19 protein-coding genes and 1 other RNA gene are annotated in these 20,364 nt (G+C 32.1%); 11 read left to right on the forward strand and 9 right to left on the reverse strand.

The genetic code is table 11. The annotated features are described in order from the left end of the window. Positions 1-3,109 (reverse strand): SprB repeat-containing protein (locus ABD011_RS09210; protein ID WP_343797672.1); only part of this gene is annotated, 3,109 nt, incomplete at its 3' end. A 47-nt stretch (positions 3,110-3,156) separates the two neighbouring features. Continuing rightward, complete coding sequence (locus ABD011_RS09215; protein ID WP_343797674.1) at positions 3,157-3,660, reverse strand: hypothetical protein; 504 nt, start codon at positions 3,658-3,660, stop codon at positions 3,157-3,159. Positions 3,661-4,017: 357 nt separating this feature from the next. On the opposite strand from ABD011_RS09215, the gene ABD011_RS09220 reads away from it, so the two are divergent. From ABD011_RS09220 to ABD011_RS09235, 4 genes are all read left to right on the forward strand, one after another. Further along, entirely contained in the window at positions 4,018-4,506 is a 489-nt protein-coding gene (locus ABD011_RS09220; RefSeq protein ID WP_343797676.1) for a SixA phosphatase family protein, read from the forward strand. 137 nt (positions 4,507-4,643) lie between these two features. Beyond that, the gene (gene ppk1 / locus ABD011_RS09225; protein WP_343797678.1) at positions 4,644-6,698 is read left to right on the forward strand and encodes a polyphosphate kinase 1; all 2,055 of its coding nucleotides are present in this window, start codon (positions 4,644-4,646) and stop codon (positions 6,696-6,698) included. Continuing rightward, complete coding sequence (locus tag ABD011_RS09230) at positions 6,698-7,609, forward strand: Ppx/GppA phosphatase family protein (protein WP_343797680.1); 912 nt, start codon at positions 6,698-6,700, stop codon at positions 7,607-7,609. The genes ppk1 and ABD011_RS09230 overlap by 1 nt, the downstream gene beginning before the upstream one ends. 93 nt (positions 7,610-7,702) lie before the next feature. Then, the gene (locus ABD011_RS09235) at positions 7,703-8,251 is read left to right on the forward strand and encodes an outer membrane beta-barrel protein (RefSeq protein ID WP_343797682.1); all 549 of its coding nucleotides are present in this window, start codon (positions 7,703-7,705) and stop codon (positions 8,249-8,251) included. A 59-nt stretch (positions 8,252-8,310) separates the two neighbouring features. Here ABD011_RS09235 and ABD011_RS09240 read toward each other — a convergent pair whose 3' ends face one another. The 4 genes from ABD011_RS09240 to ABD011_RS09255 are packed head-to-tail and all read right to left on the reverse strand — an operon-like array spanning position 8,311 to position 12,358. After that, the gene (locus ABD011_RS09240) at positions 8,311-9,432 is read right to left on the reverse strand and encodes a T9SS type A sorting domain-containing protein (protein WP_343797684.1); all 1,122 of its coding nucleotides are present in this window, start codon (positions 9,430-9,432) and stop codon (positions 8,311-8,313) included. A gap of 38 nt (positions 9,433-9,470) precedes the next feature. Continuing rightward, positions 9,471-10,052 (reverse strand): MiaE family protein, encoded by a 582-nt coding sequence (locus tag ABD011_RS09245; protein WP_131506550.1) that lies wholly within the window; start codon positions 10,050-10,052, stop codon positions 9,471-9,473. 2 nt (positions 10,053-10,054) lie between these two features. Next, complete coding sequence (locus ABD011_RS09250) at positions 10,055-10,618, reverse strand: hypothetical protein (RefSeq protein WP_343797689.1); 564 nt, start codon at positions 10,616-10,618, stop codon at positions 10,055-10,057. A gap of 3 nt (positions 10,619-10,621) precedes the next feature. Next, positions 10,622-12,358 (reverse strand): DNA polymerase III subunit gamma/tau, encoded by a 1,737-nt coding sequence (locus ABD011_RS09255; RefSeq protein WP_343797691.1) that lies wholly within the window; start codon positions 12,356-12,358, stop codon positions 10,622-10,624. Between the two features lie 102 nt (positions 12,359-12,460). Between ABD011_RS09255 and rnpB the strand changes: the two genes are divergently transcribed. Next, an RNA gene (rnpB, locus tag ABD011_RS09260) (RNase P RNA component class A) lies at positions 12,461-12,788 on the forward strand. 35 nt (positions 12,789-12,823) lie between these two features. On the opposite strand, the gene rsmD is transcribed toward rnpB, so the two are convergent. The 3 genes from rsmD to ABD011_RS09275 are packed head-to-tail and all read right to left on the reverse strand — an operon-like array spanning position 12,824 to position 14,917. After that, positions 12,824-13,378, reverse strand: coding sequence for a 16S rRNA (guanine(966)-N(2))-methyltransferase RsmD (rsmD, locus tag ABD011_RS09265; RefSeq protein ID WP_131506553.1), 555 nt, complete (start codon positions 13,376-13,378; stop codon positions 12,824-12,826). After that, positions 13,378-14,226 carry a DUF3822 family protein gene (locus ABD011_RS09270; RefSeq protein WP_343797693.1) on the reverse strand — a complete coding sequence of 283 codons (849 nt, stop codon included), beginning with the start codon at positions 14,224-14,226 and terminating at the stop codon, positions 13,378-13,380. The genes rsmD and ABD011_RS09270 overlap by 1 nt, the downstream gene beginning before the upstream one ends. Beyond that, on the reverse strand, positions 14,189-14,917 hold the full coding sequence (locus ABD011_RS09275) for a hypothetical protein (protein ID WP_238155778.1): 729 nt from the start codon (positions 14,915-14,917) through the stop codon (positions 14,189-14,191). The genes ABD011_RS09270 and ABD011_RS09275 overlap by 38 nt, the downstream gene beginning before the upstream one ends. 199 nt (positions 14,918-15,116) lie before the next feature. Between ABD011_RS09275 and ABD011_RS09280 the strand changes: the two genes are divergently transcribed. The 6 genes from ABD011_RS09280 to ABD011_RS09305 are packed head-to-tail and all read left to right on the forward strand — an operon-like array spanning position 15,117 to position 20,364. Further along, positions 15,117-16,541, forward strand: coding sequence for an ATP-dependent DNA helicase (locus tag ABD011_RS09280; RefSeq protein ID WP_131506555.1), 1,425 nt, complete (start codon positions 15,117-15,119; stop codon positions 16,539-16,541). A gap of 41 nt (positions 16,542-16,582) precedes the next feature. Continuing rightward, positions 16,583-17,149, forward strand: a complete 567-nt coding sequence (locus tag ABD011_RS09285) for a DUF4126 domain-containing protein (RefSeq protein WP_134201371.1) — start codon at positions 16,583-16,585, stop codon at positions 17,147-17,149. A gap of 48 nt (positions 17,150-17,197) precedes the next feature. Continuing rightward, positions 17,198-17,926, forward strand: coding sequence for a 3-deoxy-manno-octulosonate cytidylyltransferase (kdsB, locus tag ABD011_RS09290; RefSeq protein ID WP_129761813.1), 729 nt, complete (start codon positions 17,198-17,200; stop codon positions 17,924-17,926). Further along, positions 17,917-18,618, forward strand: a complete 702-nt coding sequence (locus ABD011_RS09295) for an HAD family hydrolase (protein WP_129761814.1) — start codon at positions 17,917-17,919, stop codon at positions 18,616-18,618. Before kdsB ends, ABD011_RS09295 begins: the two co-directional genes overlap by 10 nt. Continuing rightward, positions 18,619-19,236: a CatA-like O-acetyltransferase gene (locus ABD011_RS09300; protein WP_343797698.1), complete on the forward strand. Its 618-nt coding sequence runs from the start codon at positions 18,619-18,621 to the stop codon at positions 19,234-19,236. A gap of 45 nt (positions 19,237-19,281) precedes the next feature. Then, positions 19,282-20,364: an iron-containing alcohol dehydrogenase family protein gene (locus tag ABD011_RS09305; RefSeq protein ID WP_343797699.1), complete on the forward strand. Its 1,083-nt coding sequence runs from the start codon at positions 19,282-19,284 to the stop codon at positions 20,362-20,364.

A 20,364-nucleotide genomic window follows, 5' to 3' on the forward strand; every position in this document is an offset into this window, starting at 1 on the left:
AGAAACCAGCTGCAACACTATCAGAATAAGTTACAGTTACCGATCCACAAGAATCAGTAGCAGTTGCGTTACCAGTTTGAGAAGGATCTATGCTGTCACCACACTCTACATTAGCAGTAGCAGGAACAGTAATCACAGGATCAGTAGTATCAATTACGTTTATGATTTGATCTTGCGATACATCGTTACCACAATCGTCAGTAGCAGTCCAAGTTCTAGTAATAGTTTGAGTATTACCACAAGAACCAGCTGCAACACTATCAGAATAAGTTACAGTTACCGATCCACAAGAATCAGTAGCAGTTGCGTTACCAGTTTGTGAAGGGTCTATGCTGTCACCACACTCTACATTAGCAGTAGCAGGAACAGTAAGCACAGGATCAGTAGTATCATTGATGTCTATAACTTGAACATCAGTTGCTTGTTGACCACAAATATCTGTAATAGTATAAGTTCTACTAACTTTTATTGGGCAAGAGCCTGTTGCAACATCTATATAAGTGATAGAGTCAACATTGTCTTCTGTAAAAGTTCCACCTTCTGCTAAGAATTGAGCTTCAGTTATAGTTGCAGTACTAGAACTAAAAGGTAAAGCAGTAAGATTACCATTTTGAATATCACTTGTAGAACAACCTTCAACAACTATATCGTCTGGAGCTGAAATGGTTGGAGCTGTAGTATCTATTAAATTTACATTAAAAGTAGCAGTAGCTGAACAGTTAGAGTTTTCATCACTAACAATTACAGTATAAGTTCCATTATCTAAATTGGTTAAGTCTTGTGAGTCAGTATCAGGGTCTTCAGATCCGTTGTTGTCCCAATCATAAGTATAGTTTCCGGTTCCGCCACTAACAGAAATATTAATACTTCCATCATTACTATCGCTACATGAGCTATGAACTAACTCTTCTAATGTTATTGAAATAGCATTGTATACTGTAACAGTTAAAGGAGTTCTTTCACTGTTTACACACATTTCATTAGGACCTTCAGAAACGTAGTAGGTAAATGTACCTGCTACACTTGTATCTGGTATTAATGACGTTTGACCTACAGTATTAGGATTATTATCTGGGTAAAATAATAATATATAATTAGGGTCAGTAGTTTGAGCTGTAAGTGGAGTAGCTGTTTCATTTAAACAATATACTTCATCATTAGCCGAAGGCGTTGTTGTTACACTGCTAGTTGCAATTGTAAATATATAATGACAACTTGGGTCTCCTGGAGGAATAGCATAGTAAGTTGTAGTTCCTAATGTTGCAGGGAACGGATTTGTACTAGTATATTCAGTTGTTGAACCAGTTACAGGGTAAGAATCATAAAATCTAGATCCAGGAGGAAATTCAGCTTCAATTTCAGAAACAGGTATTGAGTTTCCTTCAAAACTACAATAGAAGAAATCTCTTTCTACTGTAACACCTGTACAATTATCATTAATATAATCTTGAGCGTCAATATTAATTTCAATTGGATCAGTATTTGGTTCTCCTTGACAATTTCCTTCTTGTTGATAACCTTGTATTAAAGGAAGAGAATAATCTGTTCCTGAAATCATACCTGTACCACTAATATAACCACCAAGAATTACAATTTTTGGCTCACAATTGGCATTTACAAGTACCGAACAGTCTTCGGTTGCCTTGAGTTTAAAAGATAAATCAGCTAATAAGAGATCGATGTCAGCAGGGAATAAAGGTAAAAAGTTGATATCCCAAACAATAGAACCAGTAGCCCCTTCATTTGGATCATAATACGGAGTTCCTGCTGCAAATGCTGGTAAATAAGCGTTGTGTACAATACTTCCAGGTATAAATTCTGATGTAAAAGGAATTGGTATTACCAATCTTGCATCAAGAATAGGCTCTGTACCTTTATTTTTAATTTCAACTTTATATTCAATTTCATCTCCTGGTAATACTTGCATACCTGGAGTTGGAGCACTTCCGTTAATTGTAGTATTTGATAAAACTCCTTCAGATTCAGGGATGTAAGCATCAACAGACATTGCCATACTAAAAATTATATAAGTATCTTGTGTTGATCCGTATCTAAATTTAGTTGATGTTTGGCTGTTATCAATTAAAGATTTATCAGAGTTGTCTAAATCAAACATGCTAATATCCAAACCAGTATTGTTTACTAAGTTCGGATTTCTTGCATTACCTCCTGTTTGTATAGAGGAGTTAAAAAAGTTACTAGTACTATTACCAGAGTGACTTAAATCTACCCAATCATTATTATTTGGGTTAGGGTTATTAACTTCATCGGCTTCAATAATTTCAAAATAATCGCCAGAAATACCTCTATCACCTTCACCAGCCATTAAACCTAATTTAATATTTACTGGACCAGATTGAACAGCATTAAATCCTGATACAGGTAGCTCATAATTTGTTGTAGTGTTTCCTTGAACGTAAGCATAACCATCAAAAACAGTTACATCTCTCCAGTTCATTTTTGAGTTTTCATAAACTACAATCATTCCCCAACCACCATAATATCCTGTGCTACCTCCATTACCTTCAGAAACAGCTATATCAGCAACAAAGTATTCACCAAGTCCGTTAGATCTAACTTGGTCAGTTACTTCTATATAACCAGCATACATACCATTATTTCCAGGATACCTAATATCATTTTGGTTAGCTACAAGTGTTTGGTAACTAGAGTCGTTAGGACCTTTTAGCTTAATTGTACGTTTTTGTAAATTAGTTAAATCATCATCATCACCTCTACCAGTCCAATACAAACCTGCATAAATAATATTGGAACAGTCTGGGTTAGCACCATTTTCTGTTGAAAAGGTTAACGTTGCAGAAGATGAATTTTCAGTAGAAGAGTCGTTATCAACGTCAACGAACTCCATAGTTCTGTTACTATTATTATAGTTAACATTGTATGAGTCTAACGTTAAGTTTGAATTTCCTATAAGGGTAAAATCACCTTTTACGTTATAAATAACTTTACTTGGCGTGTATTGCGATGTACGTTGCGTAAAAGGCACTTGTACTTGAGCAAATGACGAACCTACAATAGCAAAAATAAGCATTAGCATGCTTAAAGCTTTTTTATTGAAGATAACAGGTTTTATAGTATAGTTTTTCATTTTTGCCTGAGTTTTATTCTTTGTAATTTGATAATAGCGTTATATCATTAAATAGGAATATTAATACCTAAAAAAGTTGGAGGGTATTTAATATCTTCTCTTTTTTTAATCATTCTTATTATTTGTGGTTGAGAAGCTTCAACTTCACAACTTATATATATGCACTCTAGGTTAGGAAAAACAGAAAATGCATCGTAGTCAATAGTTTTACTTAGGTCATTTTGGTTAAGCACTTTTATAACAAGAACTTTGACCATGTTAGATGGCTTTCTGTTAATTGTATTCAAAGAAGCAACATCAACAACTACACGTTCTGTATTTAGCATAATTGGTTTTGACTCATTATTCGATAAATAAGCAGTTTCAACTTTTTTATACACTAACTTTTTAAGCATTTGTGCATCGTTGTCAGGTAAGCCTTTTGATCTGGTATTAGATTGGACATCATTGTTAAACAACTTTACGTCATTTTCCTGAGCTGAAGTTTTAGTAGAAATAATTGTGCACAAAGTGAACAATGCTATTACCAAAGGATTAATTTTAATATTCATAATTTCTTTAATTAGATTTTTCTAAATTTATATTTGAGCTGCTATATTAAAATTAGAGCATCCCAAAGTGTGCAATTATTATTGCATATATTAACTTAAATAGTCATTCCAATTACATTGAATACTAGTTAAAATTCTTAAATTATGTTTAGAGGGAAGTGTATCGCAAAATATTACGGTACGAATGGATTGATTAATATGTTTTTGATTTGGGGTCATTTACATTAATTTTACAAGAACAAATCAACTTAATAAAAAGATGTTGCACAAAAATAAATGTTAAAGGGACGAAAATAATCGTTAAAACGGAATTATGCAACACTTTATCGAAAAAAAACGCATTTAATCGATATTTAAATGAAACAGATATTATTTGTAAGACACGCAAAATCGTCGTGGGAGTACGATGTAAGCGACATTGATAGACCATTGAACTCTAGAGGTTTAAATGATGCTGATTTGATGTCAAACCACTTTAAAAGCTATAAAATACGACCAGAAATGGTCTTTTCAAGCCCTGCAAATAGGGCCTTAACAACTTGTAAGATATTTCTTAAAACTCTAAATATTGATGAAAATAGGCTAGTTATAGACACTAATTTATATGATTTTGGAGGTCAAATGGTTATGGATTTTATAAAATCGGTTGATGACACCCATAGTTGTATTATGATATTTGGACATAACCATGCATTTACTACATTGGTAAATGAACTTGGAGATCAATTTATTGGCAACTTACCAACTTGTGGATTAGCAAAAATTGATTTTGATACTGACCAATGGTCAAAAATTAATAAAGGACATACTGATATGTTGCTGTTTCCTAAGGAATTAAAATCATAAAATAAGTATTTTATACTAATTCATTTGGATGAGAAATATTTATAAATCTTTAAATAGGTTTACAATTTATTAAATCTACCAACAGCGCTTATATTTTCTAAATAGAATATATTTGTGCTTAACTAAATAGAAACTTAATGACCAAAGATAAAAACAGTTATATCAATAGAGAATTAAGCTGGTTACAATTTAATGCTAGAGTTCTACAAGAAGCGGCAGACAAATCAGTTCCTTTAATAGAAAGACTTCGTTTTTTAGGGATTTTCTCTAATAATCTAGATGAGTTTTTTAAAGTAAGATATGCAACTGTTAAGCGAATTGACGAGGCAGGAAAAGCAGGTAAGAGTGAGTTAGGAGGTATTAAGGCTAGTGAGTTATTAGAAAAAATTACACAAGTTGTTATTAAACAGCAAAGTGAAAGTTTAGGAATACTTAATGATATTCAAAAAAACCTTGAAGATGAAGGTATTTATATCATTAATGAGTCACAAATTGACGATTCTCAACACGATTTTATTAAGAATTATTTTATCCAAAATGTTAGTCCAGCACTAGTAACAATAATACTCAATGACTTAGTAGATTTACCTATTTTAAAAGATAGTGCAGCCTATTTAGCTGTAAGAATGAATCTTGAAAATAATGAAAAGCAATTTGCCTTAATTGAAATACCAAGATCTATGGATAGGTTTGTTGTTTTACCCAAAAAGGATAATAAAGACTTTATCATAATATTAGATGATTTACTAAGGTATTGTTTAAATGATATTTTTAACATTTTCGATTATAAAAGTATTACAGCTCACATGATTAAAATCACTAGAGATGGTGAATTAGATTTTGACAGTGATTTAAGTAAAAGTTTTATTGAGAAAATTTCTGATAGTGTTAAGCATAGACAAGTAGGAGAACCTGTTAGGTTTGTTTATGATAAAACCATTGACAAGGAAACCTTAGGGTATTTAATGGCTAAAATGGGTATCGATTCAAATGATAGTGTTATACCTGGAGGTCGTTACCATAATAGGAGAGACTACATGGGTTTCCCTAGTTTAGGCAGAACAGATTTGTTGTATGACAAGATAAAAGCATTGCCAGTAAAAGGTTTAAGTTTAGAGGAAAGTATTTTTAATACAATTGCAAAAAAAGACTATTTGCTTTACACGCCTTATCATACTTTTTCTTATGTGGTTAAGTTTCTTAGAGAAGCAGCTTTAGATCCAAAAGTAAAAACTATAAAAATTACTATATATAGATTAGCTCAAATATCCCACGTTGCAAGTTCATTAATTAATGCAGCCAAAAATGGGAAAAAAGTAACTGTTTCAATTGAATTACAAGCACGATTTGATGAGCAAGCAAATATTGATTATGCTGAGCAAATGCAAGATGAAGGTGTAAACCTTTTGTTTGGTGTTTCTGGTTTAAAAGTACATAGTAAAATGTGTGTGATTGAAAGAGAAGAAGGTACAAAACTAAAGCGTTACGGATTTATAAGTACTGGGAACTTTAACGAGTCAACAGCTAAAATTTATACCGATTTTACACTCTTTACGTGCAACCAAAAAATATTAAAAGACCTTAATAAGGTGTTTAATTTCTTTGAGATAAATTATAGAATCTATCGCTATAAACACATTATAACGTCACCACATTATACCAAAGCTAAACTCTTTAAACTCATTGACAAGGAAATAGAAAATGTAAAACAGGGTAAACCTGCTTACATAAAGCTAAAGCTCAATAGTATTTCTAGCTATGCAATGGTTGATAAACTTTATGAAGCGAGTAGAGCAGGAGTAAAAATTCAAATGATTGTGAGAGGCTTGTGTTGCTTAATTCCTGGAGTAGAAGGTATGAGTGAGAATATTGAAGTTATTAGTATCATCGATAAATTTTTAGAGCATACTAGGTTGTATATATTCTGTAATGATAATGACGAAAAAGTGTATATTTCTTCAGCAGATTGGATGACCCGAAATATTGAAAATAGAGTAGAAGTAACCTGTCCAATCTATGATGAAGATATCAAACAAGAACTGTTAGATATTTTTGATATTTGTTGGAGTGATAATGTAAAATCTCGTATTTTGAACAAAAATCAAAATAATAGATATAAGCGTAATAATCTACCAAAAGTTAGAACCCAATTCGCTACTTATGATTATTATTTAAAAAAGTTAGAAAGTTAATGTTAACCATAAAAAAATACGCTGCAATTGATATAGGTTCAAATGCGGTTCGTTTATTAATCTCAAATATTATAGAACAAAAAGGAAAGTCGACTAGGTTTAAAAAAAACTCATTAGTTCGTGTTCCTATCCGTTTGGGAGCAGATGTTTTTGTAAAAGGCAAAATATCTAAAGAAAACGAGCAACGTATGTTAGACACCATGACTGCCTTTAAGTTGATAATGAAATCGCATAAAGTGGTTAGCTATAAAGCTTGCGCAACTTCTGCAATGCGAGAAGCTTCAAACGGAAGAGAAATATCAAAACTCATTTCTGAAAAAGCTAAAATTGACATAGATATTATTGATGGAGAAGAGGAAGCAACAATAATTGCAGCTACTGACCTTGATAGCTATATCGACCCTAGTAAAACCTATTTGTATGTTGATGTTGGTGGTGGTAGTACAGAGTTTTCTGTAATTTATAATGGAGAAAAAATTGTTTCTAAGTCCTTTAAAATAGGTACAGTACGATTACTTAATGATATTGTTACCAATGAAACTTGGAATGAGTTAGAATTATGGATTAAGGAACAAACCAAGAGTTATGATAAAATAGATTTAATAGGCTCGGGAGGTAACATCAATAAAATTTTCAAGATTTCAGGAAAAGCACTTGGTAAACCTTTAACTTACTTTTATTTAACTAGTTACTATAATAAATTACAAACTTATTCTTACGAAGAACGAATTACAGAGCTAGACTTAAATCAAGATAGAGCTGACGTAATTATTCCTGCAACACGCATTTATTTATCAGCTATGAAATGGAGTGGAGCCAAAGACATTTATGTTCCCAAAATTGGACTTTCCGACGGAATAATAAAAAGTATGTACTATAAAACTGTAAGTAGCATTAAATTAGAAAAATAAGCATTTCGTCTTAATTTTTTTGTTACATATCTAATAATTAAGGGTAATTCATATTTTTCATTTTATATTCGACGTCTCAAATCATTATAAATTATGAAGACATTAATTACTACTTTAGTTCTTGCGTTATGCACCACCATAGGGTTTTCTCAAAGCAATAGTTCTCAATCTGTTAGTTATGGAGTAAGAGCAGGTTTGACTATTTCTAATATGGACTATAAAGATGGTCCTATCAATGAAAATCAACACAGAAACGGTTTCTTGTTTGGCATTTATGCCGAAATCCCTTTAGCTGCTAGCCTTAGTGTAGCACCAGAAATTCAGTTTTCACCTGAAGGTGCAAATCATGAAGATTTTGCTAATGACTATATTAATGTTCCTGTGCTTTTAAAATATAAACTGTTTGATGATGCTGTTGCATTTGGTGTTGGTCCACAAGTAGGCGTAAAAGTACACAAGGATAATGACGGATTTAAAAACTTTGTGTTTTCTGGAGTAGGAATTATAGAGTTTAAACTCACAGGAGATTTTTATGTAGACGCGCGTTATAACTACGGTTTCTCAAATGTTTTTGATGAAGAGTTAGTTCCTGAGGCAACTACAGGTGTTATCCAAATAGGACTAAACTACAAAGTATTTTAAGCTATTAATTCAAAATATAAAAAAAGCTCTAGTGATTTTACTAGAGCTTTTTTTGTGCTTTATAATTTAATAAATTTTAGTGTTTTTGAATTATGCAGCTTGTCTGAAATGGTGATAAAATAAATACCAGATGGTAAATGATTAACATTTATTTCAGCATCTAATAAGTTTTGTGATGTAATAGTTTTACCTTGTATTGAATACATAGTAAAGAATAACTCACTTTCATTATTTAAGTTATAAAAACTTAGGTTTTCATTAACAGGATTTTCTTTTAAACGTATTGAGTTTACTATTTCATTTTCAGTATAAGATAGTGTTTGTCTGCCATAAACAGCAACACTGTTATTGGTAATGTTGTTTATAATTAGTGTTTGATTATTTCCTGTGCCAGTAATTTCATAATTGACGGTTTCAAAGTTGCCTCCAATATCATATGATGGTAATACCAAAGCATAAGAACTTTCAAAGTTATTTTCATCTGGACTTGAACATATACCTAAAGTTTCGGTATAATAAAGAATATCAAACGTACTGTTTGGAGAATGACTAAATTCTCCCGAAAAACTATTACAAGCTAATTCGCCTTCAAATTCAAAACCATTAGTTGTTGGACCTTGAGTGTTATCAAAATTAAGTGTAGGCGTAGCGCTTTCTGGTATTTCTACAGAGGTTGAATTTACTTCTAATGAATGGAGAAACCAATTACCAAATAAATCTGTTGGCATTTGTTGTCTGCTAAAAGTTAAATAATCTCCATTAGCTTTTGTTAGAGTCAATACAGCGTCGTTTCCACTTCCTGTTATGGACCAAGATAATTCATTAGGATATGATTCTCCGTTTAAAAGAATACCTAAATAATAGCCCTCAAATTCCCCTTCATATTCTTCGCTAGGGAAACAATCAGCTAAACCTACATCAGCCGAAAAAATAGTTATATCACTTGAAGTAACTTCATATTCACCAGAGAAAATTGGATTACATGAAGACATTGCACTGAAATTAAAATTTGAATTATTTGTGTCTTCAGTTAAGTTTAAAGTAACATAACTATAAATATTAGCAATGGTATTACTGTTACGATTAATATTGTACAAATACCATTCGCTTAAAAGGTCTTCATTTTGGGCATTTGCAGATACACAAAAAAGAAAGGTAAAAAATAAGTAGAGATGTTTCATGGAGATGTTGTATTTAGATAGTAATCTAAAATACAAAATTAACCATGTATAGTTTCGTTCTTACTTAAATTTTTCATCAAATCTGCTTCGTAATCAAGTAGTTGTTGCCACTTTTGGTCAACTTCTTTTCGCTCACCATATTGTCTTGCAAAACCTAAAAACATGGTGTAGTGGTTTGCTTCGCTTACCATAAGTTTTCGGTAAAACTCTGCTAATTCTTTATCTTCCAATTCTTCTGAAAGTAGCCTAAAACGTTCGCAACTTCTAGCTTCTATTAAAGCTGCATAAAGTAATCTATGTACTAATTGTGTAGTTCTGCTTCCTCCTTTAGGAAAGAACTTAACAAGGTCAATAACATACTCGTCTTTTCGGTCTCTACCAAGTGTCCAACCACGTTCAAGAATTTTATCATGTACCATTTTAAAATGGCTTATTTCTTCTTTGACCAAAGCTATCATTTCCTGAACCAAATCGGTATACTCAGGAAAACTCACTATTAATGAAATTGCTGTACTTGCCGCTTTTTGCTCACAGTACGCGTGATCAGTAAGAATTTCTTCTATATTTTTTTCAACAATGTTTACCCAACGTGGATCTGTAGGTAGTTTTAGTCCTAGCATATCTATATGTGTTCGTCTCTTAAAAATGTATTGTACTTACCTAATTTATCAATAGACATTTGGTATAGTTTACGAGCTTTGTCTTTTGGGTTGATGAATGAAATTTCTAAATTAACCGTATCATCATTAGATGATTCTTGATTAACCCAAACATGCTCCAATGTTGCGTTATCCCAAAAAGAATTAATAGTTGATTGCTGCTTGAAAATCTCAGCATTTATAGTGGTTTCAAGTATTTTTTCAGACTTATTAAAAACTATAATTTCTGACTCAAAAACTCTGTGGTATTCAATTTTATTTCTGTTCTCTTGGCTTGATGTAGTTATAATAACGTTGTTATCCATGAGTGAGTAGTTTTTTATCTTAATTTGAAATGTGTTAGATAAAATTGTATCAGTAGCTACTTCAGTATATTGCTTAGGATAATAGGTTATAATGTCAAGATTGGAATCTTTTAATTTGAATTTTGATACAGACTCTTCCAACGACTCTTTATGACTTTTTCTGCCATCACAACTAGAAAAAGCAACGCATAATAGGACAGCAAATAGATAATAATATTTCATAGTTTATAGGTCTAAGCCAAAGGTGGTCTTCAGCAATTCTATATTAGGATTTTTTTCTTTAAGTTTTTCAAATTTATCTTTTGCAGTAAATACATACTGTTTTGCCACTTCTTCATTTACTGAAATCTCAAGCTTTAAATCGTAGTTTTTTAGAGTTCTGCGCATGTATTCCATTAAAGGATATTGCGCTTTTTCTAACTCTAGTTTTAATGTTTCATTAGGGAATTCTAATTCAATGCTGGTTTCATTTAATTTAGGCGTGTCCATTTCTAGTATGGAAGCCATAATCTTTTCGCCTTTGGTATGAAGTGTTTTGATATAATCGTTCCAAACCGAAATGAATTCTTCTTCGGTAAATGCTTCTCTTGGTAAATCATTTTCGTCAATAACAACTTCCATTTGACGAATTTGATGTTCTTTTTTAGCACGTATACTTTTTAGCGATAAGCCAGAAGTTGTAGTTGCATCTCGTTTTAAAGCAATTTTTGGCTTTGGAGGCTCGTGAGTTGTAACCGTTTCTTCTTTAACGCTAGTAACAGGTTCTTCTTGTTTTGGCTGTTGTTGTGGCTCAGGAATTGTTACTTGTTGAGTAGGTTTTTCCTTTTGAATAGGAATAGGAGTAATGCCTTTAGCTTTAAAATAAGAAGCAGGTATTATGAACCGACTGCTATTTTTTTTTTCTCCATCAAAAGTGATAGAGGCCAATTGCATTAAACAAAGTTCAACAAGTAAACGTTGGTTTTTACTGTTTTTATACTTTAAATCACATTCGTTGGCTAACTCAATACCTTTTAGCAGAAACTCTTGAGACGCTCTTTTAGATTGGTCCATATACTTTTGGGTAGTGTCTTCACCAACCTCAAGTAAACTTAAAGTTTCTGGATTTTTACAAACTAGTAAATCTCTAAAATGAGAAGCTAAACCAGCAATGTAATGATGACCATCAAAACCTTTGGCAAGAGTAGCATTAAATTGAATTAACAATCCGGGTATATTATTGTCCAGGATTAAGTTGGTACTTTCAAAGTACGTTTCATAATCCAATACGTTTAAGTTTTCAGTAACAGCTTGTCTGGTTAGGTTTTTACCAGAAAAACTTACTACTCGGTCAAAAATAGATAAGGCATCACGCATTGCTCCATCAGCTTTTTGAGCAATAATATGTAATGCATCATCTTCAGCACTTATACCTTGTTCTTCAGCGATGTACTTTAAGTAGTCTTTAGCATCTCTAACAGTAATGCGTTTAAAATCAAAAATTTGACAACGTGAAAGTATTGTAGGTATTATTTTGTGCTTTTCAGTAGTTGCTAGTATAAAGATACAGTGTTTTGGTGGCTCTTCTAGTGTTTTAAGAAACGCATTAAATGCCGCTTGAGATAACATGTGTACCTCATCAATAATATATACTTTATATTTTCCTACTTGTGGTGGTATACGAACCTGATCGGTAAGATTTCTAATATCATCAACCGAGTTATTTGAAGCTGCATCTAGTTCAAAAATATTAAAAGCAAAATCTTCTTCTTCAGTTTCAGTACCATCACTATTAATCATCTTAGCTAAAATACGAGCACATGTGGTTTTGCCAACTCCTCTAGGTCCTGTAAATAACAAGGCTTGCGCTAAGTGATTGTTTTCAATGGCATTAAGTAAAGTGTTTGTAATAGCAGACTGTCCTACAACATCCTTAAAGGTTTGTGGTCTATATTTTCGTGCTGATACTACAAAGTGTTCCATTGAAAAAACTTAGAATAACAAAGTTAAAAATTCAATTCAAAAATTTAAATCCTGTGTTCAGAATTTAAGAGTAGTTATTAACAATTTGTGTACTTTTGCCTGCAAGTAAATTGCCTTATCGCTGTCTTGATGTAAAGTCAAGGTGGAGGAAAGTCCGAACACCATAGTGCAAACATAGTGGTTAACAGCCACCAACCGTGAGGTTAGGAAAAGTGCAACAGAAAGAATGTACAGGTTATGCTGTAGTGAAATCAGGTAAACTCTATGTGGTGCAATGCCATGTATACCAACGTTTGAGGGCTGCACGCTCGATTGTTGGAGGGTAGGCAGCTAAAGTGTGTTGGTAACAGTACACTCAGATAAATGATAGGGATACTAACATGATTATCATTGTTAGTAACAGAATTCGGCTTATAAATTTACTTATATAAACAAGCCTTTTGACATGTCAAAAGGCTTTGTTTTTTATTCTTCTTCGTCTGATAGAATTTCGAAAAAACTAAAAGTGTTACCACCATAACTTTTGGAATAACTGTAGTGTTCCATTTGTGATAAATCAGTATGTTTTGAATGCTCAACCACCAACAAACCATCAGTCTCTAATTGTTGGTTTTGAAATACTAACTGCGGAATTTTAGCAAATTCTTCAACAGGAAAATCATAAGGTGGATCTGCAAAAATGATAGTAAACTTTTGAACGTTTTTTTCTAAAAACTTAAATACATCACTTTTTATGGTAGTGATGTTCATTTCAAAAGTATCAGCAGTTTCATTAATAAATTTAATACAGCCAAAATTTTCATCAACAGCAGTAATACGCTCAGTGCCTCTTGAGGCAAATTCATAGCTAATATTTCCTGTTCCAGAAAACAAGTCTAGTACTGAAACTTCGTCAAAGTAATAATGATTGTTAAGTATGTTAAACAACGACTCCTTTGCCATATCTGTAGTTGGACGTACAGGTAGCTTTTTGGGAGCTGAAATTCGTCTTCCTTTAAATTTTCCAGATATAATTCGCATTAACTAAAACTGTTTAAAATTATAAAGTGATTGTAATTATGGTTTGGTTTGCTTTGAGCAGCAAATTTAAAAGTATGTTTTGGATCTATAAATTGAATATGCCTAATGTAAGTATATGCTATTGTATAGAGTTCTGAGTCTTCAGTAATTTGTCCGCTAAAATAGAGTTGTAAAGTTTCAGGGTCAGATTTTAATTGCTCTACTGTAAAAAGTACAAAGTATATGAAATCTTCTTTTGTCTTATACTCAAAGGTATTGTAGAGTAGTAGTTTACCATTTTCAACTACAATAATTTCAAAATGATTTTGACAAACATTTATATAATAAGAGGCACCTTCTTGTGTGGCTTTTTGAAGCAAGGTATCAATTAATAGGGTTGATGAATGCTTGTACTCAAAAGCACCAAATTTCTCGAAAATATAATTGTTAATATTAACCAATGGCACATATACATTAACACTGTCATTAACAGCTATAACTTCATGCGAAATAAAATCAGTTTTAAGTATTTTGGCATTGAACTTTAAATAGTCTGCGCAATTATCTTCATTAAATAATGCTTTAGGAACTAAAGTAGAAAGCTCGTTTTGATAGATAATCAATACCGATTTAAAAGCGTAATTAAAATCAGAATTGTGTTCTAATTGCGTTTTAAGTCGCTCTAAAACATCAAAAGGTGTTAGCTTTTTATTAAAGTTTTGATGCTGTAAAAGCTCAATAGTATTTGAAGTCCTGTTTAGTATACAAAAAGAAAGTCCACTCAAACTAATTTGAATGGACAGTTCTTTGATGTTATTTTGGTTCAAACGATTATTGCTCTTTTGAATAGTTAATTGGCCAGTTTCCAATGGTTTTTACTTCGTCCATTGAACCTACTTTCAGAGATGGTCCATTTACACCATCAACTGAAATAACTTGCTTTTCTTTCTTAACCAAGTTTTTATCTTGATCAAATAAGATTACTGATTTGTCAACTTTAGCTTCAAACACTGGAATTTCGTCCAACATTCCTGCTTTAAGTTCAAACTTAGCGCCTTCTTGACCAACTGGTACGTTCATCATTGTTTTGTATCTTGTGTCAGCTCCAAAAAGTGAATCTTTTACAGGAACAAAACCTAAAGTGTCAATGATAACAATATCCTTGGTAGTTTCTACTCCACCATAACGTCTTGTTAATTCTTCATCAATAACAGTAGAATCTCTACGTTGAGTAATAGTATATTGAGCAGTGTCAATAAACTTCACTAAATCATCAAAGTTATCAGTGAATTTTCCAGTTACAGTTCTGTGAGCTAACTCAGCATCTCTAATATCTTTTAGTTTTTCAATAACAACCGCATAGCGTTTTTCTTTTAGTTGATTGAATTGAATCTCTCCGTAAACAGACATAAATGTAGAGTAGGCTAGATAAGCAATTACAGCCCAAAGTACAATGTTGATTACAGGTTTTAATTTTTTAGGTACAAATTTATCAATCAACCATACGATTCCTATCGTAAGAAGAATAACAATTATAGCAGCAATAATTATTGTTAACATAGTTAGTTATTTTTATTTTTTATTAAAGGTGATACGCAAATCTACAATTTTTTTTTATTCACAAAAACCAATGCAAATAAAATTAGACTAAAAAAAAGAAAGATATAAAAATTGTTTCACATAATTAAGTCTTAAATTTAGTATTAATGTTTTAAGGCTATGTTATATAAGTATTATATTGCCACTCTTAAATAAAAAAATGACTGCTTCAGAATTTTATAAACTTTTAAAACAAAAATTCCCTTTTCAACCAACTAGTAAGCAAGAAATTGTCTTATTACAGCTTTCTGAGTTTGTTTTTGACGATACTCCTAATGCTCTTTACTTACTAAAAGGTTTTGCAGGAACAGGTAAAACTAGCATTATTGGAACTTTAGTGTCTAACCTTTGGCAAACTAAAAAAAGTGCTGTATTAATGGCACCAACAGGTAGAGCAGCAAAGGTGATTTCAAATTATTCAGGTAAAGAAGCCTTTACTATTCATAAAAAGATATATTTCCCTAAAAAGGATAAAGCAGGAGGTGTTAAGTTTGTAATGCAGCCTAATAAGCATCGTAATACTATTTTTATTGTGGATGAAGCTTCTATGATTCCTGATGCTCCTGCAGATTCTAAACTGTTTGAAAATGGCTCGTTGCTAGACGATTTAATGCAATATGTGTATTCAGGACATAAGTGTAAACTACTACTTATAGGAGACAAAGCACAATTACCTCCTGTAAAATCAGAATTAAGTCCTGCTTTAGATGGCGAACAGTTAGATTTAAACTACAATAAAAAAGTAACTTCAATTGAATTGGACGAAGTTGTAAGACAAGAACAAGATTCAGGAATACTTGAGAATGCTACACAGCTAAGAGAAGTCTTGCAAGATGGCTTTTATGAGAGTTTTACATTTAATTTAGGAAACTATAAGGATATTGTAAGGCTTGTTGATGGACATGAAATTATGGATGCTATCAATGATTCATACACTGCTAATGGTCATGAAGAAACTGCAATTATAGTTAGAAGTAATAAGCGTGCAAATCTTTATAATCAGCAAATAAGAAGTAGAATTTTATTTAATGAAAACGAATTAACAACGGGTGATTTTTTAATGGTTGTTAAGAACAATTACTTTTGGATTAAACCTACTAGCGAAGCAGGATTTATCGCAAATGGTGACATTATTCAAGTTTTGGAAATTTTCAATATTCAAGAATTATACGGATTTCGTTTTGCCGAAGTAAAAGTAAAAATGGTTGATTACCCAAAAATGCGACCTTTTGAAACGGTTTTACTGTTAGATACTATTGATGCTGAGTCACCTTCATTACCTTATGAAGATTCTAATAGACTGTATCAAGAAGTTCAAAAAGACTATGAAAACGAAACCTCTAACTACCGAAAGTTTTTAAAGATTAAAGGAAACAAACATTTTAATGCATTACAGGTTAAATTCTCCTATGCTATTACCTGTCATAAATCTCAAGGAGGACAATGGAATACAATATTTGTGGAGCAACCTTATCTTCCAAACGGAATAGATAAAGAGTATTTACGTTGGTTGTATACAGCTGTTACAAGAGCCAAAGAAAAGTTGTATCTTATTGGCTTTAAGGACGAATTTTTTCAAAATTAAGTTTGGCAAGCTTTATGCTTTCATCAATATAAAAACACTAAATGACAGTAGAAACAATTATTAGTATTTTCTTAGGGATTGGGCTTGCCGCATCAGTTGGTTTTAGAGTGTTTGTACCCTTATTTGTACTTAGCTTAGCAGCTTATTTTAATCTTTGGGAACTCAATGAGTCTTGGCAATGGATAGGTAGTTTAGCAGCAGTAATTACATTGGGTGTTGCAACTTTGGTAGAAATTACTGCGTATTACATTCCTTATGTAGATAATTTATTAGACTCTATCGCAATTCCGTTGGCAACTGTAGCGGGAACAGCAGTTATGGTGTCAACAGTAGCCGATTTAAGTCCAGTAATAACTTGGGCTTTAGCAATTATTGCTGGTGGAGGAACTGCTGCAGCCATAAAAAGTACAGCAGGAGCAACACGGTTAACCTCAACAGTATCCACAGCTGGTTTTGCTAATCCTGTAGTATCAACTGTAGAAACAGGTACATCAGTAGTAATGTCAATTTTGTCTGTATTTGTACCAATTATAGGATTTATTCTTGTTATTGTGGTAATGTATGTAATATTCAAAGTTTACAAAAAGATTAAACCAAGTAGACCTTAATTATCCTTTAAAAGTTTTATTTTTGAAAAGAAATTCGACTTTCCATTTATGAAAATAATTTCAATGATTCCAGCACGTTACAGTGCATCACGTTTTCCTGCTAAGCTTATGCAAAATTTAGCAGGTAAGTCAGTAATACTTAGAACATACGAAGCTACAGTAGCTACACATCTCTTTGATGATGTTTATGTAGTAACCGATAGCGAAATTATTTTTGATGAAATCGTCAATAATGGAGGAAAAGCCATAATGAGTAAACGTGAGCATCAATCAGGAAGTGATAGGATTGCTGAAGCAGTTGCTGACTTAGATGTGGATATTGTTGTAAATGTTCAAGGAGACGAACCATTTACTGAACGCGAAAGCTTGCAAAAAGTTATTGAGGTTTTTAAGCACGACGATAAAAAGGAAATTGATTTAGCCTCATTAATGGTTGAAATACACGATTGGGATGAGATAAACAACCCAAATACAGTTAAGGTTATTGTAGATCAAAATAATTTTGCATTATACTTTTCGCGAAGCCCAATTCCTTATCCAAGAGATAAAGAAGCAGGAGCTAGGTATTTTAAACATAAAGGTATTTATGCCTTTAGAAAACAAGCACTTTTAGATTTTGAAAAATTACCAATGCAATTTATTGAAGCTACCGAGAAGATTGAATGTATCAGGTATTTGGAATATGGTAAAAAAATAAAAATGGTTGAAACCACTGTGGAAGGTGTAGAAATTGATACACCTGAAGATCTTGAAAGAGCAAAGCGCTTATGGAAGTAAACTATAGTAACATAAAAGTTATTGGCTTTGATGCTGATGATACACTTTGGGTAAACGAAACCTATTTTAGGGATGCCGAAATGGAATTCGCAAAACTGCTATCTCAGTACGAAACTGTTAATAAAATTGACCAAGAACTGTTTAAAATGGAGATGAAAAACCTTCCACTATACGGTTATGGAGTTAAAGGGTTTGTACTTTCTATGGTTGAAATGGCTTTAGAGTTATCTAATAATGATGTGTCTAACGCTACAATTGATGCCATACTAAAAATAGGTAAAGATATGCTCAACAAACCTGTAGAATTATTGGAAGGTGTTGAAGAAACCTTAGTTGAGTTATCAAAAAATTACCGATTGATTTTAGTAACAAAAGGCGATCTTCTAGATCAAGAACGAAAGCTAGAAAAATCAGGATTGACAAAATATTTTCATCATATAGAAGTTTTGAGTGATAAACAGGAAGCTAACTATTCTAAATTATTAAACCATTTAGATATTAAACCTTCAGAGTTTTTAATGGTTGGTAACTCGCTAAAATCCGATATTTTACCACTGGTAAATATTAAGGCTCAAGCTATTCATGTGCCATTTCATACGACTTGGCAACATGAAACTGTTTCTAGTAAAGAGGCTAATGGTAAAGGTTATAAAACGGTTGAAAGTCTAATTCACATTTTAGAAGAACTTTAGATGAAAGAAATTAATATAGAATCTTGGAATAGAAAAAGACTTTACACACATTTTAGGCAACTTAAAGACCCTTATTTTGGAGTTGTAATACCTTTTGATGTTACCAAAGCATATCAATTTTCTAAAGCACAAAATGTAAGTTTTTTTGTGAAATATTTACACGATTGTATGAAAGCTATAAATGCGGTAGATAATTTTCGTTATCGTATTATCGATGATAAAGTAGTAGATTTTGATGTTATTCATGCTTCTGCTACTATAGCTAGAGAAGATAATACTTATGGGTTTTCATACATCACTTTTAATGAGAATTTAGAACAATTTGTAATTAATTTCAATAAAGAAAAAGAGCGTATTCAAAACTCAGACGAATTGTATCCACCTGTAAATGGTCAGGATTGTATACATTGTTCTGCGTTGCCATGGTTTAGTTTTTCAGGACATAAAGAGCCTTCATCAGGTCAATTAGAATCAATTCCTGAATTGGCTTTTTCAAAAGTCGAAGAAACTAATGGTAAGTTGATAATGAATGTTTCAGTACATGTAAATCATGCATTGATAGACGGTTATCATGTAGGTTTATTTGCTGAAAAGTTTCAAAATAATTTAAATACTTAGGTAATACAAAGTTTGTTATTACTTTTGTTAAAGACATAAAAATAAATGAGTTATAAAAATTATCCAATGGTGTCCAGAGTAGTTTTTGGACGAGGCTGTTTTAATCAGTTGGCAGATATTATTTCGCCTAAACGGTTGAACACTAGAGCACCATTTATATTTTTGGTAGATGATGTGTTTAAAGGAGATGCATGGTTAAACTCTCGTATTCCTTTAGCCTATGACGATCAGTTAATTTATATTTCAGCTAAAGAAGAGCCAAAAACGTCCCAGGTTGATGAGCTTGTTGAGCAAATTATACTAACCCATAAAGATAGACCTTCAGGAATTATTGGTATTGGAGGAGGAACTTTGCTAGATCTTGCTAAAGCAGTAGCTATTATGCTAACTAATGAGGGAGAATCTAGAGATTACCAAGGTTGGGATTTAGTTAAAAATCCAGCAATATATCATGTAGGTGTGCCAACAATTTCAGGTACAGGAGCCGAAGTTTCTAGAACAACTGTTCTTACAGGACCAGAAAAAAAACTTGGGATAAACTCTGATTATACACCTTTTGACCAAGTTATTCTTGATCCCGAACTTACTAAAGATGTTCCTAAAGAACAATGGTTCTACACAGGAATGGATTGCTATATTCATTGTATTGAATCGCTTAACGGTACATACTTAAATGCGTTTAGTCAAAGTTATGGAGAAAAGGCTTATGAGCTTTGTAAAGAAATATTTTTAGATAATGATTTATCTGAAGAAGAGTCGCAAGATAAACTCATGATGGCATCATGGCATGGAGGAATGAGTATTGCCTATTCTCAAGTAGGTGTAGCTCATGCTATGAGTTATGGATTATCTTTCTTATTAGGGACAAAACATGGTATAGGAAATTGTATTGTTTTTGATCATTTAGAAGAATTTTATCCAGAAGGTGTTGCGTTGTTTAAAAAAATGAAAAAGAAGTTTGATATAAAACTTCCTCAAGGACTTTGTGCTGATCTTGACGAACAGCAATTTGATACTATGATAGACGTTGCAATTAGTCTAGAACCTTTATGGGAAAATGCCTTAGGTAAAAACTGGAAACAAACCATTACACGAGAAAAACTAAGAGCTCTGTACGAAAAAATGTAA

Source organism: Gaetbulibacter jejuensis, assembly GCF_039524015.1.
Classification (GTDB): domain Bacteria; phylum Bacteroidota; class Bacteroidia; order Flavobacteriales; family Flavobacteriaceae; genus Gaetbulibacter_B; species Gaetbulibacter_B jejuensis.

What these genes read in the sequence shown, in the direction of transcription:
- ABD011_RS09215 (WP_343797674.1), bottom strand. Translation starts at nt 3,660, where the DNA reads ATGAATATTAAAATTAATCCTTTGGTAATAGCATTGTTCACTTTGTGC.
- ABD011_RS09220 (WP_343797676.1), top strand. Translation starts at nt 4,018, where the DNA reads ATGAAACAGATATTATTTGTAAGACACGCAAAATCGTCGTGGGAGTAC.
- ppk1 (WP_343797678.1), top strand. Translation starts at nt 4,644, where the DNA reads ATGACCAAAGATAAAAACAGTTATATCAATAGAGAATTAAGCTGGTTA.
- ABD011_RS09230 (WP_343797680.1), top strand. Translation starts at nt 6,698, where the DNA reads ATGTTAACCATAAAAAAATACGCTGCAATTGATATAGGTTCAAATGCG.
- ABD011_RS09235 (WP_343797682.1), top strand. Translation starts at nt 7,703, where the DNA reads ATGAAGACATTAATTACTACTTTAGTTCTTGCGTTATGCACCACCATA.
- ABD011_RS09240 (WP_343797684.1), bottom strand. Translation starts at nt 9,432, where the DNA reads ATGAAACATCTCTACTTATTTTTTACCTTTCTTTTTTGTGTATCTGCA.
- ABD011_RS09245 (WP_131506550.1), bottom strand. Translation starts at nt 10,052, where the DNA reads ATGCTAGGACTAAAACTACCTACAGATCCACGTTGGGTAAACATTGTT.
- ABD011_RS09250 (WP_343797689.1), bottom strand. Translation starts at nt 10,618, where the DNA reads ATGAAATATTATTATCTATTTGCTGTCCTATTATGCGTTGCTTTTTCT.
- ABD011_RS09255 (WP_343797691.1), bottom strand. Translation starts at nt 12,358, where the DNA reads ATGGAACACTTTGTAGTATCAGCACGAAAATATAGACCACAAACCTTT.
- rsmD (WP_131506553.1), bottom strand. Translation starts at nt 13,378, where the DNA reads ATGCGAATTATATCTGGAAAATTTAAAGGAAGACGAATTTCAGCTCCC.
- ABD011_RS09275 (WP_238155778.1), bottom strand. Translation starts at nt 14,917, where the DNA reads ATGTTAACAATAATTATTGCTGCTATAATTGTTATTCTTCTTACGATA.
- ABD011_RS09280 (WP_131506555.1), top strand. Translation starts at nt 15,117, where the DNA reads ATGACTGCTTCAGAATTTTATAAACTTTTAAAACAAAAATTCCCTTTT.
- ABD011_RS09285 (WP_134201371.1), top strand. Translation starts at nt 16,583, where the DNA reads ATGACAGTAGAAACAATTATTAGTATTTTCTTAGGGATTGGGCTTGCC.
- kdsB (WP_129761813.1), top strand. Translation starts at nt 17,198, where the DNA reads ATGAAAATAATTTCAATGATTCCAGCACGTTACAGTGCATCACGTTTT.
- ABD011_RS09295 (WP_129761814.1), top strand. Translation starts at nt 17,917, where the DNA reads ATGGAAGTAAACTATAGTAACATAAAAGTTATTGGCTTTGATGCTGAT.
- ABD011_RS09300 (WP_343797698.1), top strand. Translation starts at nt 18,619, where the DNA reads ATGAAAGAAATTAATATAGAATCTTGGAATAGAAAAAGACTTTACACA.
- ABD011_RS09305 (WP_343797699.1), top strand. Translation starts at nt 19,282, where the DNA reads ATGAGTTATAAAAATTATCCAATGGTGTCCAGAGTAGTTTTTGGACGA.